The organism is Pseudomonas sp. Ma2-10, from assembly GCF_054330215.1.
The window spans coordinates 18541-37282 of the sequence record NZ_JBTEYL010000013.1; the positions used below are offsets into that span (position 1 = coordinate 18541).

At 53.8% G+C, this 18742-nt stretch carries 14 protein-coding genes and 1 pseudogene; 3 read left to right on the forward strand and 12 right to left on the reverse strand.

The window, feature by feature from the left end:
* Positions 1 to 859: 859 nt before the first annotated feature.
* Positions 860 to 1438, forward strand: coding sequence for a hypothetical protein (locus ACXPVS_RS16650; protein ID WP_452626578.1), 579 nt, complete (start codon positions 860 to 862; stop codon positions 1436 to 1438).
* A gap of 638 nt (positions 1439 to 2076) precedes the next feature.
* Here the strand turns inward: ACXPVS_RS16650 and ACXPVS_RS16655 are convergent.
* The 8 genes and pseudogenes from ACXPVS_RS16655 to ACXPVS_RS16690 all read right to left on the reverse strand — a co-directional run.
* Positions 2077 to 2370 (reverse strand): annotated as a pseudogene (locus tag ACXPVS_RS16655) (group II intron reverse transcriptase/maturase); the annotation flags it as partial.
* Between the two features lie 596 nt (positions 2371 to 2966).
* Positions 2967 to 3905 (reverse strand): fimbrial protein, encoded by a 939-nt coding sequence (locus ACXPVS_RS16660; RefSeq protein WP_458510900.1) that lies wholly within the window; start codon positions 3903 to 3905, stop codon positions 2967 to 2969.
* 19 nt (positions 3906 to 3924) lie between these two features.
* Positions 3925 to 6390 carry a fimbria/pilus outer membrane usher protein gene (locus ACXPVS_RS16665; protein ID WP_458510901.1) on the reverse strand — a complete coding sequence of 822 codons (2466 nt, stop codon included), beginning with the start codon at positions 6388 to 6390 and terminating at the stop codon, positions 3925 to 3927.
* 218 nt (positions 6391 to 6608) lie between these two features.
* The gene (locus ACXPVS_RS16670; RefSeq protein WP_458510902.1) at positions 6609 to 7289 is read right to left on the reverse strand and encodes a fimbrial biogenesis chaperone; all 681 of its coding nucleotides are present in this window, start codon (positions 7287 to 7289) and stop codon (positions 6609 to 6611) included.
* Positions 7290 to 7403: 114 nt separating this feature from the next.
* Positions 7404 to 7925 (reverse strand): fimbrial protein, encoded by a 522-nt coding sequence (locus ACXPVS_RS16675; RefSeq protein ID WP_458510903.1) that lies wholly within the window; start codon positions 7923 to 7925, stop codon positions 7404 to 7406.
* 902 nt (positions 7926 to 8827) lie between these two features.
* Positions 8828 to 9454 carry a response regulator gene (locus tag ACXPVS_RS16680; RefSeq protein ID WP_458510904.1) on the reverse strand — a complete coding sequence of 209 codons (627 nt, stop codon included), beginning with the start codon at positions 9452 to 9454 and terminating at the stop codon, positions 8828 to 8830.
* A 646-nt stretch (positions 9455 to 10100) separates the two neighbouring features.
* Positions 10101 to 11345 carry a saccharopine dehydrogenase family protein gene (locus ACXPVS_RS16685; protein WP_458510905.1) on the reverse strand — a complete coding sequence of 415 codons (1245 nt, stop codon included), beginning with the start codon at positions 11343 to 11345 and terminating at the stop codon, positions 10101 to 10103.
* A gap of 27 nt (positions 11346 to 11372) precedes the next feature.
* Positions 11373 to 12470 carry a carboxynorspermidine decarboxylase gene (locus ACXPVS_RS16690; protein WP_140682909.1) on the reverse strand — a complete coding sequence of 366 codons (1098 nt, stop codon included), beginning with the start codon at positions 12468 to 12470 and terminating at the stop codon, positions 11373 to 11375.
* A gap of 239 nt (positions 12471 to 12709) precedes the next feature.
* On the opposite strand from ACXPVS_RS16690, the gene ACXPVS_RS16695 reads away from it, so the two are divergent.
* Complete coding sequence (locus tag ACXPVS_RS16695) at positions 12710 to 13531, forward strand: DeoR/GlpR family DNA-binding transcription regulator (RefSeq protein ID WP_458510906.1); 822 nt, start codon at positions 12710 to 12712, stop codon at positions 13529 to 13531.
* 36 nt (positions 13532 to 13567) lie between these two features.
* Here the strand turns inward: ACXPVS_RS16695 and otnI are convergent, their stop codons facing one another.
* The 3 genes from otnI to otnK all read right to left on the reverse strand — a co-directional run bounded on the left by otnI (position 13568) and on the right by otnK (position 16382).
* Positions 13568 to 14356, reverse strand: coding sequence for a 2-oxo-tetronate isomerase (otnI, locus tag ACXPVS_RS16700; protein ID WP_458510907.1), 789 nt, complete (start codon positions 14354 to 14356; stop codon positions 13568 to 13570).
* 80 nt (positions 14357 to 14436) lie between these two features.
* A complete protein-coding gene (otnC, locus tag ACXPVS_RS16705; protein ID WP_458510993.1) occupies positions 14437 to 15075 on the reverse strand; it encodes a 3-oxo-tetronate 4-phosphate decarboxylase in 639 nt (212 codons plus the stop codon).
* Between the two features lie 8 nt (positions 15076 to 15083).
* On the reverse strand, positions 15084 to 16382 hold the full coding sequence (otnK, locus tag ACXPVS_RS16710; RefSeq protein WP_458510908.1) for a 3-oxo-tetronate kinase: 1299 nt from the start codon (positions 16380 to 16382) through the stop codon (positions 15084 to 15086).
* A gap of 366 nt (positions 16383 to 16748) precedes the next feature.
* On the opposite strand from otnK, the gene ACXPVS_RS16715 reads away from it, so the two are divergent.
* Positions 16749 to 17396 (forward strand): MliC family protein, encoded by a 648-nt coding sequence (locus tag ACXPVS_RS16715; RefSeq protein ID WP_458510909.1) that lies wholly within the window; start codon positions 16749 to 16751, stop codon positions 17394 to 17396.
* A 22-nt stretch (positions 17397 to 17418) separates the two neighbouring features.
* On the opposite strand, the gene ACXPVS_RS16720 is transcribed toward ACXPVS_RS16715, so the two are convergent.
* The gene (locus tag ACXPVS_RS16720) at positions 17419 to 18519 is read right to left on the reverse strand and encodes an AI-2E family transporter (protein WP_458510910.1); all 1101 of its coding nucleotides are present in this window, start codon (positions 18517 to 18519) and stop codon (positions 17419 to 17421) included.
* Between the last annotated feature and the right edge of the window lie 223 nt (positions 18520 to 18742).

The window sequence follows — 18742 nt, forward strand, 5'->3', positions numbered from 1 at the left end:
ACTAGATCCAAGCTTAAGTGCTACCCGAGTCAGGACCCTGACTTTTCCAAAGAAATTTTAACCTCCACAGCTGTACACAATGTAATTAATGCAAACCCCAAAGAAATTTGGAATCACTTCCGTTCACATTCTGAATGGATAATTCCATATTCTGCCACTCAGTTTGCATGCAAGGCGTGCTTGGTCGATTCTTTGGCCGATCAACAATGTCTTGTTTACAAAAAAAGATGGAGATATCTCGCCAACCCTATTTGTGACATCCATAAGTGCTTGTTAAACGAGCTACCATATGGAGACCGCTATCACATCCATGTTTTGTCCAGCGATTTTACTCAAACTCACAAGTGCAGGCTAAATGAGCCAAATCTTCAAATTGTTGTTTTGCTTGCGCTTAAGTTTCAGAAATTTATAAATAGCTTGGAAATATCAACAACGTTTGCTGATCATAAGACTCAAAAGGCACTCAAATTTTTGATCGAGTTATTTCTTTGCGCTGGCGAACCGAGAGGGCTCGCTTGTAGAACTCTTTCGCGATCATCACCCCAGCGCGGCGCGCTTAAATACTTTGGAGGTCGCGCATTAATGATGATAGGTCCATTTTCATGCTCGGCGTTCGAACGGATGTGCGCGCTAATATTAACAGGGTGCATCATCGGGTTTTATTCAGATCGTGATTTGCAAACATTAGCATTTATTTCGAATGAGTTTGGATTGTTATATGGATGGTCCGCATACGACATAGGTAAGCACAGTAATGTTTTTGTCGACTTAGAGCACTCTGGTATTTTACGTCGACTGATAGAACTAATACCATTTATCACCGCTAGTCAGTATCTAAATTTTATCGACGGGTTCAAAAATGGCTGAGAATTTTTATAAGATAAATCTTCAGTATTTAAACCTTGGCCTTGTCATTACAGACAACTTCGGCATTCCATGTGTAGAGGTGTATATTCTCTACGCAACCATAAACAAAATCGTAATTGCTTATAGCCTGCTTAACAGCAGGCCCAGCAGGCAATCAGCCAGCTTACTAAATATTCATATTCGTGAAAACCTAAAAGTCCTTGACACATGGATGGAAAACCCTAAGGGTTACAGCCATTTTTTCAGGTGTTCTCCTTGGGATCCTTACCAACCAAAACAAATGGTGATAGATCATAAAAAATACAGCGCATTGAAAATAAATTTATCAATTGGTTCGGATTACTTCCTTGATGCATTATTAGATATTCCGCCCGAATACCTTAGTCCGTTGCTAAGCCCTTGGAAATTTTCATCCAATCAAGCGATGAGATTGGTTCAAAACCAAATCAAACAATATAACCTCTCAATCTCAACAAACGCTGAGGAAACCCTATTCAGTATTTGTAGGAGCAACGATGCCCCTACAGCCATGTCAAATCAGCCATTGATAAATTCCAATATTAAAGTCTAGCAATAAAGATCTTCTATCACTTTGGCTTCTTGAGGCAGTTCTATCCGTACAATACGAATGTTAGATTTTAATCTCTTCATTGGTCTATTTCTAACGCTATTTAGTCAATTGAACCTTCCAGCGACGCGATAGATGTTGGTCGAATAACCTTGCGACACAATCTCTATTGAGCTCAGCATCTCTCGCACATATATCGCCCAATCCGCGTCCCACACGTCGACAGAATCAAACCAACAGCGTGTCTTCATTGATCACCTGTACATTTAACTGGCTGCGTCTGTACTCGACGTAGCCGGTTGTTTTCTGCCCACGCGTAAAAACTGCACCAGGTGGTTTTTCTCTGTTGCTTTTTGAAGTTCTCGGTGAGTAACAAGATCCGGACGTCGGGCATTTTTTGGAGGTCGCTGACGGTGCTTTTGTGTGTGTCTGATCCACCTCTTCACACGGGGGAGAATATGCTGTGTCGCTTTTTCTATTCAATAGTGGCTTTAATGGTTGGCGCGGTACGCATACTTAATACTCGGAAAAACGGCTGAATATTCTGTTGATTTTCCGGTAAACCGCTAAAAAATAAACGGAAACGCTAATTAATCAATGAGTTAAGGGACTCCGGTTATTGGCGGACGGTCACAGTTGATCGGTAAAAACAGTTTCACGTAACCCGCCAAGTCGTCGACCGTCATGCCATCGGCACCCAGTGCGCCCTTGTTGCTGACTACGCGCTGATACGCACGCTTGAGGTTGGCGGGTGCAAGCATCCGCGCCATCAGCGTGTCCGGCTCCGCGTTCGTCCACGTCACATACGCCGCTGATACCTGTGCGCTGTCAGCCGTCATCCTCGGATACTATCAGGGGCTCGGCGTAACAGTCTTCTCTGGGAGAAATTTCTGCATTTCGGTATTCAACGAGACTCTAACGCCTCCTGGCGGCATAACCTGTTCGGCCCTTGGTGACGCGGTTATCCGTCACTTACTACGGCCTCGGCTGACTTCTGCACGCTCATCCCGTCGCCTCTCGACACTCGGTAGCACAGCGGCAAACGTGCAGATCTTCCAGGGTAATTCGCGCGACCTTCCTGCTTATGCCTGTCGGATCTACGTCACAGCGTTCCGTGCAAGTATTGGGCTTTGGCAATTATGGCTACCTTACCCCCGCTACCCCGCCTAATCCGCGTCCTGTTCGTCAGTCCAGCATTTTGCCTCGGGCTTCTTTCAGATTCGCAGTCACCCGCGAAACCCTTGCCTCCGGCTAACACTTCCCCTTGCCGGGTGTGTAGAGGGCTTTTACCTCCAAGTCATCAGCGTGGCCACCACAGCCAAACTGGTTGCGCTTGCGCGCAACGCGCCATGCCTGGCGCACCAAAAAAAGACCCTGCATAAAGCCGGGCCAAGAGAGGCGCGTTTCTTACCAAAGATATTGATACCGCAGTCCCCCCCCCCATGGCTGCACGTCGAATTTAAAGCAGTTACTGTTGGCCTTCGCCGTTTTGCCGGCGCTCTCATTGATGTACAACGCGCTAACGTTGCCCTCAGTTATACGTCATGGTGAACGTTGCGGTACTGTTGGCTACGCCAGCAGTCACTGTTGGAGCATTTTGGTAATAACGTGCGGTCAAGGGTACCGAATAGCCACCGGCACTAGCGGCCGTACCTATCGAAATAGAGGTCCCTAATGTTACTGGCCTGCCGTCATGAAGTACCTGAAGTCCAATGCCAGTCGCGACGGTATCTGATCCGGATGAGTCAAGGGCTAGCACACCTGCCACGCCCGAGCCGTCAGCCAATCCATCGATAGTGATATTGATTCTAGTTCCAGCGTCACATTCCAGAGGCACTGTAAAAGCTCTTTCATTAGCCGGTGTTCCGACACCTGTAAAGGCAGTTCGGCTCACCAACCCCATTGGAACAATTATGTTGGTGTTAGACACCGAGCAGGCCACAGTCTGGACTGCCGTGCCAACAAGAACGACTTGATTAACCCAACGTAAGTTCTGATAAGCAATCCTGACAATTCTTCCTGAATTCAACGCTCCTGAGCCGGTTGGTCCAGTTTTAACAAGAGCGACAACCTGATAAATTGGTCCCCTAGTAGTATTAATAGGAATCGGCCACAAAGACGGATTCGGTCGATTAACGGTACGCATTGTTATACCGACCCCGGGAATATTTGTGTTGTAAATTTCGGCAAGAGGACTCGGCGCAGCATAAATACCAAGTACTGTTTGCAGGTTAGTCGCCACATTGCATCCCCCAACATTTCCAATATCAAAGGAACGATAAGCGATATGCTTTCCAACGGGCATATCGCGTTGAACAGTCACCGTACCAAAATTTATCGAAAATGTTTGCTCCGTTGGTTTCAATGTGCATGCTGCATAGACCCCGCTTGAAAAAAAAACACCCACAATCGACCCGATACATATTGTCACTTTTCTTAGCTTGAAAATAACACTTAACTTAATACTCATGATTTCCCTCGTTGCTGTTTTACTGGCAAGTAGTATTTGTCATGCGCACTGATGAGTTATCATCCGTGGACAGGGTGAAGTTCGCCGTACATCTCTGGTGACTGCCTTTACCCCACTGCACCTGTAACGTTCCGTTATCCGGCACACCACTCAAATACACCTGGCCTTCCAGCCCAACAATCCCGCTATTTTCTGTTACCCCGGCCTCTTGCGCCAGTGTTGCAATGGCACCGAACGGTAACGGTTTGCCCTGATAGCTGATGCTCATCAGTACCCGGCTGCCCACTCGCGTCTGGAAATCAGCCAACACCACTGCCCCTTTGGTCGGGATCACTGTTTTGGTATTGATTTCCAAGTCGATGTCATCGGCCAGGGACTCAGTGTCCAGCGCAACTCGATTTTTGCGATAGGTACTCACAAACGGCACTACCGCATAACCCCGCCAATCGGTTTTGACCCCAGTGTTGTTTTGAACTTTTACACCCGAAGCACCGGGAGCCCGAACCAGCGCGATGGTCTCGCCCTGTTGTTGGGAGAACGTAACGCCGTAAGGGTGAGCAACAATCCCCCCCTGCACCCCATAATTAAGCTGTTGGGAGTGACGGTCGTAGTTATAGCCGACCTTGGCCTCGCCATAGGTGCCCTTGTAATTGCCGTTGGTGTTGCCGCTGGCGCCGACGCCCTGGCTGGCATAACCCTGCTGCACGTTATAGTTCAGGTTGTTATCCGCCAGCGCGGTACCACTCAGGCCCACCTCTTGGGTGGTAATGCCTGGTTTACTGGTGCTGAGGTTGTAGCTCGCCCAGCTGTTAGACAGTACGCTTCCCAACGGCACCTGCACATTGAAAGACAGCTGTTGGTCCTTCCTGTTACGTCCTTCATAAATGGGTGCCTGAGTGTAGGTATAATCCAAACCATAGCTGACACCTTTATAACTGGTGTTATAGCCTGCGCTGACACTGCGTTCATAACCGGCCTTTCGCCAGAAGTCCTGCTGATAACCATTAACATAAAAATTACCATAGCCACCCAGAGACTGGCTGATATTGACCTGGGCCTTGCTGCGCTTGTTATACGTCCCGCGCCAGTCGTTAAAGTTGCCTGGGTCAACTTCATTCGCCTCTTGGAAGTCGTAATACCCGCTGGTGGAATAGCGATAACCTGCCAGAGTGAACGTGGTGCCGGTGGCCGCAATATCCTTGGCATATTGAAAGCGATAAGATTGACCGTTATGGCGAGAACCATCACGCAACTCGGTCCTGGCTTGGGTTACGTCGGTGGAGATCGAACCCCAATCACCAAACCCATGTCCGACGCCCAGGCTTGTGGCCGTATATTTACCAGAGCCCAATAAGCCGCCATACAGCGTGGTGTCGTAGGGCAGACCGTAAATCAACGTACCTTGGGCGAAGGTCGGCTGGCTGCTTTTACGGGCATTGGAACGATACTCACCTGCAGTAGCCGAATACTTCAGTCGACCCTCGCGCAACATTACGGGCACGGCGGAAAAAGGCTGAAGAGAGCGACGCTCGGTGCCATCGGCTTCGGTAATCGTGACCTCCATATCACCGCTGGCGGACGTGGGGTACAAGTCGTTAATGACAAACGCACCAGCCGGCACGTAAGACTGATAGATGATGTAGCCGTTCTGTCGTACGGTAACTTGGGCGTTGCTCTGGGCAATACCCCGCACAACCGGTGCAAAGCCTTTCAGGCTGTCCGGGAACATGTTGTCATCCGAAGTCAACTGCGCGCCTCGATACTGAACACTGGTAAACACATCGCTGGGAGTGGAACTGTCCCCCAGGGTCAATTGGCCTTTTAACGAATGAATATCCCGCTGCGCATAGGTGTTGGCGTTTTGCCAGTTTCTGACACCGTTGCTCTCGTTGTAAGTGGAATAGTTGCGTAAACGCCACGCCCCAAAATTGATACCGCCGCGCAGATTCAGATAGTAACTGTCGTCTGTGCCCGAGCGGCCGTCGCGCTTGGTATTGGCACCGCTGAAACTGTAATTCAATAGTCCGGCGGTAAGTCCCTGATCCCAGGACTTGGGGTCTACATAACCCCGTGCTTCGCTAGTTAGTGCTGCCTGGGGAATACTGAGTTCCAGGCGCTGCTGGCTGAAGTCAAACCGGCTGCTCGCATCTGGAATATAATCCTGTAAACGAGTAATCGTTTGTGACGCAGGCAATTGTTGCAACGTGGGAAAGGCGTCCAGCTTTACGCCCATTTCCTGTAATTGTAGTGGCGTCAATTCGGGCTGCAACTTACCTTCATCATCGACAAAATTGATATCGCGCTGTGTGATTCGGCTATCATTCAGATAAACATCAACTTGGTAAGTGCCGGGAAGTTGCCCGCCCTGGCTGGAGAAATACTCAAGATCGATGACATTCTCTCCAGGGCCGTTTAGTTCAAGTGCATACGGATTGAAATAATCTTGCGCCAACACCGGCACCGGATACCAGCTCATACTCAGCATCAACTGAGTCGTAATCAACGTAGCCAAACGAGTGGGTGTGAAAACACAGGGTCGGACACTTGTTCCCTGCGGTGGCGCCCGTTTTGAATAATGTTTTCTCATGAGAGTTATCTCCACCCAACTTTATAAAGCGCAAGCCACTCCCACTGCTCGCGGGCAGTAGATCCAGCGGACTAACAATTAGACTTACAAGGAATATATAGAAAGCGTGCAGTCAATCAGAGAGTTGCGTTGGCAACTTCGGAAATCCCACCATAATCGTTAATTGCCTGCCAGTGTACGGATCCGGTCGCTCCAGCGGGCACTGTCCACGTCAGCGAACTTTGTGGTGCAACCATGCCTGCGTCTTTAATTTCTTGACCGCCGACACTTACGCTATAAAAAGAAACATGATAGAGAGATGGGTTTTTAACAATCAACTGGCTCCCGCTGCGAGTGAATGTCAGTGCTTTATAGGCCTCCGTGACAGCGCCGCCTAAACCCGCTGGTCGATAAAAAAGTTTAATCCGTGTTTTGACCGAAATCTGCAACTTATTGGAGTCGCTTTTCTCTGCGGCGGGAATAGACTTGATATTTACCCAGAACACCGACTCCTTGTCTTGGGGAATCTGACCGCCCGTACGGATAATGCGCAAGACGTTTTCTTGCCCGCCATCGAGACGAAACAAAGGCGGCGTCATAATAAACGGCGCCTTTTTAGGCTCGGTGGTGGATGCTTCTTCTACCCAGGACTGAATCAGATACGGTGTGGTTTTTTCAGGGTTGCGGACAGATATCGACGCTTCTTTTTTCGCTCCCTCATACACTACCCGTGTTCCGCCAACTACCACTCCTGCCCACGAGGTATGGGCCAAGCCCATGAGGCTGGCTACAATACAAATGGACTTTAACCAATGCATTAATACATTCTCCTTGAGTCGCCTATTTTTCCGATTGATTGATCAGAATGACGGCGCTAATTGGTCGACCAGCCAAGACCGAGCATTAACGTTATTAATGCTCGGTTTTCCGATTTAGTTGTAGATGATGGTGAAATCGCTGACAGCGTTGGCAGTACCGGCAACAACAGGACCGGTGGCTACATATTTGGCGATGTAGCGGAAAGTGGTATCAAGGGTAGTCGACAGCGCTTTGCTCGATGACTCGGCACTCACCGGAATCGGAGTGCTGGCATCCTCTTCATAGAAGCCGATCCCTACGCCCGTCGCCACGCCAGCGACAGTAGTCAGAGCCAACAACGAACTGTTGTCAGCGTCGGTCGGGCCGTCGAATTTCACGGTGGCGCTGGTAGCGGTGGCTGGGCAGGCGGTGAGAACAATGTCGAAAGCGGTCGGCGCAGCAGAGTCACCTGCAGCGGGCAGCGCGCTGGAACTGATGGTACCCAGAGTGACTGTCTGATTGGCAGAGGCAGGAGTGATAGTGCAAGCAGCATCAGTCACGGCACCGGTAAAGTTGAGCGTGCCGTCAGCGGCATTAGCCATACCTGCAAACGTTGAACCCGTGAGAAGTGCTGCAATCATCAATTTTTTGTTCATAAAATATATCCATCCCATAAAATTATTAAGAGTTAAATCATCATCTTTAACGTGCGTACTAGCCTGCAAAAGTTAGATTTTTCGACATGTAACACTTCGTGCAAGTAGAACGCTTTCCATCCAGTCCGCCGAAAAGCCACGTATAGAGTTACATCTTTTTAACTTCACTTGTAGGGACACAGTCCTGCTGAGCGAGAGTATTTTCTCAAGAACATGTAGGGATTTTCCTACAACAGAACAAACATCCAACGCACTGCCGCAAGGTCCGATCCGTGCCCAACCCGAGGGTGTCAACAAGGTCCTGTACGGTGTATGTGTATCGACTGAATGGCCACTCCCATTTAAACGCGTAATTAACACTTTGGTATCAGAGCAGCATATATTCTTAGCCGGGTACATTATCGTCGGGCGCGGATATGGCAGGATCAGACGTTACCTACGTCGTCTTAGATGAAGGCTGGTTGTTTCTGAGGGCGATTCAGGGCTACTTTGTCATCCGCGATCGGGGTCAGTTTCGGTTGCCAGTTCCACAAAAACTCAAGCCGTGCCAGCCCTCCCCTCCGTATTGTCATTGCCGGCAATCACCATCCCATCGCAAATCGGATGGCTAGCATGACGGCGTGGACCACACAAAAGGGTTTCAGGTCGATGGTGGTGATCGCAGCGGCTGCGACCATGTTCAAGGTGAATTTCGGTAGGCAGTTTATAAGAATTCCTTGCCCCTTTTTTGAGTTGGCAGCCGCATTGGGCGCGCCTCTTCTGGAGCAGGAACCGCAAGCGGTGCCGTCAGCTCGACGAACGATGTCCGACCGACCCAACAGCTGAAAGGTCTGTGCGGGTGCAGCGACAGCCGATGTGAGCCACACACAAAAGTGCCAGCAAGCCTCTCAGGCATAGGCACATCAGATAACGTCGTTACGCTTGGCCAACGCGGACAAATGAACGAGCGAAGTGATGTTCAGCTTCTCGATCAACCGGGCCTTATACGTACTGATGGTTTTGTTGCTCAGCAACATGGACTCGCCGATTTGCTTATTGGCCATACCCAGGGCCAGTTGCTTGAAAATCGACAGCTCGCGGTCGGACAAGCTTTGGATCAGGGCCAGTTCCGCGGCCTCGACGTCATTCCTGCGCGCTGAATTGATGGTCAGATCAGGAAAAAACGTATACCCGGACTTGATCGCATTGATGGCCTTGACCAATTCGCACAGGTCATCGCCTTTAGACACATACCCCGCCGCGCCCGCCTTCATGCAGCGCAACGAGTAAAACGAGGGAGAGAGCGACGTCAGCACTAGCACCTTGGTGGGTAGCTTGAGATGGGCGATCCTGTTTAAGGCGTCGAGACCGTCCACGCCAGGCATGGAAATATCCATCAGGATCAGGTCCGGCAGGTGTTGCCGGGCCATCTGTATGGCATCCGCGCCGTTGCCAGCCTCGGCGACCACTTCATATTTTTCCTGCTTGAGGATCATTTTGACGGAAGAGCGAATGAACGGATGGTCGTCTACGATGATTGCTTTTAGCATTGTTGCCTCTTAGTAGCGCATTTCCTTTCACGTGGCGCGAAAGCGCAGGACGTCACACTGCATCTGCAACACGTTCGGGGGGGTCATAGGCGTTAACCTAAAATGCCGGTTATTTGAGGTTAACGTCGGGAGTGCCGTCGCAAAATGGTCCTGTTTGAGGCTGCCAATCAATTGGCTTCATGCTGATAAGTCTAGGGAATGCAGGTCAATTTTTATTGCCGCGAGCTCCCGCAGCTTTGTAGGGTATTTCCCAAGGGGTGATATAGATCAAAAAGCTGACGCAGCCGAAAAACGTCAACTAAGATCACGCGATTGGAGTCGGTTCAACGCCGGCGCCTACGTTATCGTGCCCAAACACTTTTCCTGTCTTAGAAGAGGTTCGGCCCTTATACATGTGTAGGGCAGTGCCGCAGATATTGGTGGCCGTAAATCACAACTGGACACGGCTTGAATGTTCGACTAAGCCAGTGTGATGGAGCCCGAACTTTGCTATCGGTACCACAAGCATCCATCGCCAGCGTTTTATGTCGGGCAGCGGAAGGTCACTGGTATAGGAAAGAGATTACGCACAAACCAAAACGCCGCTCAAAGAGCGGCGTTTTTACGTAGCGAGCGGGGAACTCAGTTCACCTGTAGGTTGCGAGCCTCAAGCGTTGCAGCTCCAGGGACGGTCTCCATTCTCGTCCTTGATACGGGTCGGCAGGCCCATCACATCCAGCGCCTTGAGGAACGGCTCAGCCGGCAACTCCTCGACATTGACCATACGCTGCACGTCCCACTCGCCCCGGGCGACCAGCAAGGCTGCGGCCACGGGCGGCACGCCAGCGGTATAGGAAATGCCTTGGCTGTCGGTTTCTGCGTAAGCGTCCTCATGATCGGCCACGTTGTAGATGAACACCTCGCGCGGCTGGCCATCCTTGGTGCCCTTGACCAAATCACCGATGCAGGTCTTGCCAGTGTAGCCAGGCGCCAGCGAACCCGGATCAGGCAGCACGGCCTTGACCACTTTCAGCGGTACGACTTCCAGGCCTTCGGCGGTCTTGACCGGTTGCTCGGAGAGCAGGCCGAGGTTCTTGAGTACGGTGAACACATTGATGTAGTGCTCGCCAAAGCTCATCCAGAAACGTACGTTGGGCACGCCGAGGTTCTTCGACAGGGAATGCACTTCATCGTGGCCGGTCAAGTACAGGTTCTGTGCCCCTACGACCGGCAGATCGTCGGTGCGTTTGACTTCGAACATGGTGTTGCTGGTCCACTGACTGTTCTGCCAGCTCCACACTTGTCCGGTGAATTCGCGGAAGTTGATTTCCGGGTCGAAATTGGTGGCGAAATACTTACCATGGGAACCGGCGTTGACGTCGAGAATGTCGATCGAATCAATGCGGTCGAAATACTGTTGTTGCGCCAGTGCTGCATAGGCGTTAACGACACCGGGGTCGAAGCCCACGCCGAGAATGGCGGTAATGTTCTTTTCTTTGCACTCTTCGAGGTGGTTCCACTCGTAGTTGCCATACCAGGGCGGCGTCTCGCAGATTTTGCCCGGTTCTTCGTGTATGGCGGTGTCCAGATAGGCAACGCCGGTATCGATACAGGCACGCAGCACCGACATGTTGAGGAAGGCGGAACCGACGTTGATGACGATCTGCGATCCGGTTTCGCGGATCAGCGCCTTGGTCGCTTCGACATCCAGAGCGTTCAGCGAGAAGGCTTGGATATCGGCGGGCACTTTGAGGCTGCCCTTGGCCGTGACGCTGTCGATGATGGCCTGGCACTTGGAGATGTTGCGCGACGCGATAGCAATACGACCGAGTTCATCGTTGTGCTGCGCGCACTTGTGGGCCACCACCTTGGCGACACCTCCTGCACCAATGATAAGCACGTTCTTCTTCAATTTTTCTCTCTCTCCTTCTTTGCCAGCTTACGAAAGGCTGGACATGTAGTCGTTGTAACCAAACTCACGAACCACCTCGACGGTACCGTCAAGTTGTTTCACTACGATGGACGGCATTTTCAGGCCGTTGAACCAGTTCTTCTTGACCATGGTGTAACCCGCTGCGTCGATGAACGACAGCCGATCCCCGATAGCCAGCGGACGATCAAATTGATATTCACCGAAAATGTCTCCGGCCAGGCAGGATTTGCCGCACACCATGTACGTGTGCTCACCCTCGCTGGGCGCCAGCTTGGCGTTCAGGCGATAGATCAGCAGATCGAGCATATGCGCTTCGATGGAGCTGTCCACAACCGCCAGGTGCTTACCGTTGTAGAGGGTGTCGAGCACGGTGACTTCCAGCGACGCGCTCTGAGTGATGGCCGCTTCGCCCGGTTCCAGATAAACCTGCACGCCGTATTTTTGCGAGAAGGTCTTGAGGCGCGCACAGAACTCGTCCAACGCGTAGCCTTCACCCGTGAAATGGATCCCGCCACCGAGGCTGACCCACTCGACCTTGTGCAGCAAGTCGCCGAAGCGTTCTTCGATGGTGCACAGCATCTGGTCGAACAGGCCGAAATCACCGTTCTCGCAGTTGTTGTGGAACATGAAGCCAGATATCTGCTCGATGACCTGCTCGATCTTCACCGGGTCCCATTCGCCCAGACGGCTGAACGGTCGCGCAGGGTCGGCCAGCAGATAATCTGAGCTGCTCACTTGCGGATTGACCCGCAGGCCGCGCACCTTGCCGGCCGAAGCCTCGGTGTAGCGCTGCAACTGACCGATGGAGTTGAAGATGATCTTGTCGCAGTTTTCGAGCATCTCCTCGATCTCGTCGTCGGCCCAGGCCACGCTGTAGGCATGGGTCTCGCCAGCGAACTTCTGTCGACCGAGCTTGAGCTCGTAAAGCGACGACGACGTGGTGCCGTCCATGTACTGCTGCATCAGGTCGAACACCGACCAAGTGGCGAAGCACTTGAGTGCCAGCAGGGCCTTGGCCCCGGACTGTTCGCGCACATAGGCGATCTTCTGCATGTTCGCCAGCAGCTTTTGTTTATCGATGAGGTAGTACGGCGTTTTGATCATTTCGAGGCGCCTCCGGCAAGGCCAGCCAAAAAAGGATGCGCATTGTGCCTTCACTGGCTACATATCGAAAGAGCAGGAAGCCCTCTCCACGCTAAACGCGGCTCAATTTAAGTGCCAGGCACCACGCAAGCCAGAGTGATGGTCATTGTCCCCAGGCCCCGTCACATCGCCGCGCTACTGATCCCGTTACAGATTCGCTACTATGTTTGACCGTCAGCTTTCCTTAATCTGGAGCCCGAATGCCTAGTCAAAAGGACATCGCCGCCGAAAGCGGCGCACCGATGATTCCTGAACAGCGCCGTGAGTTAATGCTGCGACAGTTGCGCAAACATCAGGTGCTGAGCGTTCATCAGTTGATGGAGATGTTTGACTGTTCGCACATGACCATACGTCGCGATATCGCGCTGCTGGAGCAGGAAGGTAGAGCTTACTCGGTAACGGGTGGGGTGCGGATCGCCAGCCAGCTCCATAGTGAGCCCAGCCATCAGCTCAAGGCGGTGGTCGAGTTGGCACAGAAGCAGGCCATGGCCAAACTCGCCGCGCGGCTGCTGCATGCCGATATGACGGTTTACCTGGATGCGGGAACCAGCACGCTGGAAATCGTCCCCTATATCAAGACGCTGTCCGGCATGACGGTGGTGACTAACGACTTTGGCATTGTTCAGGCGCTGATCGAAACACCCGATGTCACGGTGATTCATACCGGCGGGCAGTTGGATCACTCCAATCAATCGTGCGTGGGCGGCCTGGCGGTTGCCACCTTGCGCCAGGTCGTCACCGACATCGCGTTCATATCCACCAGCTCATGGGATTTGCGTCGCGGCCTCACCACGCCTTCGGCGCTGAAGGTGGAGGTGAAGCAAGCTGCGATGCAATCAGCCTCGCAAGTGGCGCTGGTGGCCAGCAGTTCAAAATACGGCACATTTGGCATGTACAAGATTGCCGGGCTCGAGCAGTTCGACATTATCCTCAGTGACGACGCGTTGACCCCGGCCGCGGCCGATGGCATTCGCAAGCAGGGAGTCGAATTGTTGCTGCCGTCTGACAATACGTCGGCATGAAACGACGAACTCCTGGCCCGTCGCCGCCCTCCTCTATTACGCTTGGCGCGCTTTCCAGTCGCGCAACCACTGCAAGCCGGCAGACGTGTTGCCACGCGGCCGATATTCGCACCCTACCCAGCCGTCATAACCCAACTGGTCGATCAACTCGAACAGATAGGGATAGTTGACTTCTCCCTGGTCCGGTTCATGCCGGTCCGGCACGCCGGCAATCTGGATATGGCCGATTCCATCGAAGTCCCGACGCAGCTTGGTGGCCAGGTCGCCTTCAACGATTTGGCAGTGATAACAGTCGAACTGAACCTTCAGGTTACTGGCGCCTACTTCCTTGCAGATTGCCTGGGCCTGGTCCTGCCGGTTGAGGAAAAAGCCCGGCATGTCTCGTGTATTGATCGGCTCCAGCAGTACCGTGATACCGACCTTGGCCGCCCGGGCGGTGGCATAGGCCAGGTTTTCCAGGTAAATGGCGTGATGCCGTGCCCGATCACTCTCGGAAGGCAGCAGGCCGGCCATGACATGGATGCGCGAGTTACCCAGCACGTCGGCGTATTCCAGGGCGCGATCAAAACCGCGACGAAATTCATTCTCACGGCCAGGCAACGACACCGTGCCCCGCTCGCCCGTCGCCCAATCACCGGGCGGCGCGTTGAACAGTGCCTGCACCAGTGCGTTGTCGCTCAAGCGTTGTTTGAGTTCTTCAGCGCTGTAATCGTAGGGAAACAGATACTCCACCGCGTCGAAACCATCGGCAGCCGCGGCGGCGAATCGATCCAGAAACGCATGTTCCGGGTAGAGCATGCTGAGGTTTGCAGCAAAACGAGGCATGGTAGCTCCTGAGATAAAGAGTCCGACAAACGGCCAGATCAGCAGGGTAATGCACAAACCCAAGGTGCCGAGCCAGCGCTTTACCAGGTCGTGCCGAAGGTTTCTCGTAACTCGTCCAAAGCCGCCTGGTCGAGAGGCTCCGGTTTGGGATGGCTCATCAGCCAGAGCCGCGCAGTTTCCTCAAGTTCCTCCAGCGCGTAACTGGCCCTGGACACTGAGCTCTCCCAGACCACCGGGCCAAGCCGTTCGAGCATCACGCCGCGAACACTATTGGCCCACTGCGCGACTTGCTCGGCAACCTTCGGCGAACCGGGTCGCTGGTAGCCAATCAACGGGACGTGCCCGACTTTCATGACCTGATACGGCGTCAGCGGCGGCAAAATGTCGTCCGTCTGCCAGACACCTGCCAGCGTTAACGCCACCAGATAAGTGGAATGGGTATGCACCACGCCGCCGACACTCGGGTTGCGGTCGTAAACCTGGCGGTGCAATGTCAGGGTTTTTGAAGGCTTGTCACCGGACACCCATTCACCGGCCAGATTGACCTTGGCGATAGTCGCCGGATCGAGGCGCCCGAGGCAGACGTCAGTCGGTGTGATCAACCAACCGTCGACCAGGCGTGCGCTAATGTTCCCGGCGCTGCCTACGGTGTAACCGCGCTGATAAAGGCTGCGGCCAACTTCACAGATTTCTTCGCGCAGGGCGCTTTCGTTACTTATTGCACAGCTCATTTCGCCCCCTTGGCCTGGGCAAGCTGGTTCAAGGCTTTGCTAAAGAAGTCGCGGCCACCGAAGTTGCCTGATTTCAGTGCCAGCGCCAAAGGTTCGTCATTACTGCTGACGGTCGCCGGCACACCCGGATCGATCTGCGCGCCGATCTGCAGCAGCTGTACGCCCAACGCCTGAACCACAGCGCCCGAGGTTTCTCCGCCGGCGATCACGAAGCGGCGCACGCCGCTCTCGCGCAGACCTTGGGCTATTTCGCCAAAGGCGTTTTCCACCAGGCTTCCAGCCTGTTCGACACCCAGTTGCTGTTGCACCGACTTGACCTCATCTGGTGCGCTGGTGGCGTAGATCAATACGGTTTGCTCGCTATCTCGGGCGAAGGTCAAGGCTCGCGCCACCACCGGTTCACCCGCCGCCAAGGCCAGCGGATCAATCCGCAGCGCCGGCCGGCCGGCTTCGAGCCAGGCCGCCACTTGCCCATTGGTGGCGATCGAAGCACTGCCGGCCAACACCACTTCCCCGCCGAGCACCGTCGGCAGTTTCGACGCATCGAGGTCGCGCAGCTTGCCGGCACGACGGAAATTTTCCGGCAAACCCAGGGCCAGCCCCGAACCACCGGTCAACAACGGCAAGTCGGCACAGGCCGTACCGAGGGTATACAGATCGCTGTCCGACAAGGCATCAGCGATAGCCATGCCGACACCTTGAGCCCTCAACTCCTCGATTCGTGCACGCACCGGCTCAGTGCCGCCGGTAATGGTGTCGTAGCGCAACAGGCCGACATTCAGGCCGGTCTGAGATTGCAGGACCCGAACCAGGTTGGCATCAGTCATCGGCGTCAGCGGATGATGCTGCATGCCCGACGCGCTGAGCAGTTGATCCTGTACAAACAAGTGGCCGCGAAAGATCGTCCGTCCATTCTCCGGGAACGCCGGACAAGCCAGGGTGAAGTCGCTACCCAGTGCGGCCAGCAGTGCTTCGCTGACCTGGCCGATATTGCCAGCCGCGGTGGAGTCGAACGTCGAGCAATATTTGAAGAATATCTGCTCACAGCCTTGTTCGCGCAGCCAAGCTAACGCGGCGAGGGATTGTTCGACCGCTTCGGCGACCGGAGAGGTACGCGATTTCAGGGCAATGACGATCGCATCGGCGTCAAGCCCCGCAGCGACGTCTGCACTCGGGATTCCGATGCTTTGCACAGTACGCATTCCGCCGCGCACCAGTATGTTTGCCAGGTCCGTGGCACCGGTGAAATCGTCGGCGATGCAGCCCAGCAGCGGACGTGCGGTGGAGGTAGTCATGGGGTACTCCAGAGAAAAGCAGCGACTGCTTGCGCGCCTGCAAGGCGCTGTCATTCAGCCCATCAGTCGGGATTATCAGGTTGTCATACTGGCTGGTGGAGATCATCCATCAATGATCAACTTATGTGAAGTATTTTTTGATATAACAATTTTTAACATTGCTTGCGCCACACAGAAAGGAGAGAGGCTGCTCTCCCTCCGGGAGACATCCCCGTGCCCCCTCCCACAACCCGGCCACCGCCGGAGTGGCAAGTTTTGAGTACTGACTTACACTGCGATACACCCAATGCGAACGAATCAATGCTCAACAGATCGATAGCTTCCATGGCGATTCGGGGATCACGTAATGATCCGGGTGAAGCCAACATGAAAACGGTCACGACCCTTTTCACTTGTCTGCTCGCTGCCAGCGTTTGCGCGGCGACGAGCACCTGCGCAACGGCGGCCTCGTTCAAGACCAGCTTTGACTGCGCCACGGCAAGGGCATCCGTCGAAAAGCTTATCTGTCGCGATTCGCAACTGGCGCAGATGGATATCGAATTGACGCGTCTTTATCGCCTGGCGCTCACGGATGAACGTTCAGTACCGCGGCCAGACAACGTCTTGATCGACCAGCAGTTCTGGATCGACTCCCGTAATCAGTGTGCGTCCACGTCTGAGCCCAAGGCCTGCACGATCCAACGTTATGCCGAGCGCGCGCACCAGCTACGCCAAGGCTCGGCCATTGTGAGAACCAAGGATCCAGACAGGCTCACCGAAGGTCCATTGGCTTTTCGTTGTACTGGGTTTAACGCACTGATTGCCGCCACCTTCTTTAACACTCGGCCAGGTGTCGTGTACCTGAAATGGGCGAACACTTCGATCACCCTGAGCCAGATGCCGAGTGATTCGGGAACCCAATACATTGGCAAGGATAACCAGGGACGCTACCGCTTCTGGCAAGACGGCAACGGGGTCATTTTCCAGAGGCCAGGCTCAGGGACAATGAGTTGTACGGCCGAGCCGGTCAGCTGATTGCTGGCGCAAGCTCGAGCCGTCATAACGTTGGCGGGACGTCCGGTCTGTTCTGCGGCTGATCCTCCACCCATTGCCAGAACAACTGATAGCCGACCGCAAGCACCACCGGGCCGATGAATAACCCGAGGATGCCACTGGTGAACATGCCGCCCAGAGCACCGATCAACACCACTGGCATCGGCACATCGACACCGCGCCCCAGCAGCAAGGGCTTGAGTACGTTATCCACCAGGCCGGCAATGAACACATAGATGGCGAAGATGATGGTCGCCGTGCTGGCCCCCTCGGTGGCGAACACAAAGGCAATCACGGGCAGCGTAATCAGCGTCACCGGCAATTGCATGATGCCGAGCAGCAGCACCGCCAAGGCAAGCAGTCCGGCACCGGGGACGCCCATGAGCACGAATCCGATGCCCACCAGCAGCATCTGGATAAAAGCGATACCAACCACCCCCAACGCGACTGCACGAATCGTTGCGGTACACAGTTCGGCGATTTTCGGCCCCTTGCCCGGATCGCTGACGCGGGTCGCGATCTGTACCGCACTGCGCCTGCCGCTGTCGCCATAGGCCATGAAAATGCCGGCGATGATCAACGCAAAGATAAAGGTGAGGAACCCCATGCCGACGCCGGCCAGTTTGCCCAGGAAACTCACGCTGAAATGCTTTATCTGCGGTAGGTACTTTGCTGTCAGGTCGGGAAGATCGGTTGAGGCCTGCAGCCATAAAGCAGAGACAGGCTTGCCCACTAACGGCCAGTCAGCGACTGAATCGGCAGGTGGAGGAATATGGAAGCGGCCTTCTTTGACGGTGGTCATGGCATGCGCGACCGAATCGGCAATCGAGGTGACCAACAGATAGATCGGCACCATGAGCACAACAATAGCGATCAGCACAATCAGCGTCGCAATATGGCCGTCTTTCTGACCCAACGGCCCCTTGAGCCGCTCTTGCAGTGGATAAAGGGTGATCGCCAGGATCAGTGACCACAGCATGAGATCGCGGAACGGGCTGAAGATCTCAAAGCAGAACAGCACCAGTACGGCAATCAGTCCGGCACGGATCAAAACATCGAGCAGACTGCGTGTGAACGCCTTCTCGGAGCTGAATGCGGGCACCATTGCTGCCTCCTTGCAGATCGCTGCAGAGGTATGGGATCGGTTAGCCCAGCATAGACGCTCATTAGAAAACGCGAGCAATCACCGCAGCGTCAGCGGATCAACCCGAGAGCGATAGAGATCGGCGGTTGATGCCAAGGCGTCAGTCATCACAGACATCCTGTGAGCGCTCGCTCCCACAGGGACTTGGCGTTTATCATGACCGTCGGATTTACCCCGCCCTTTA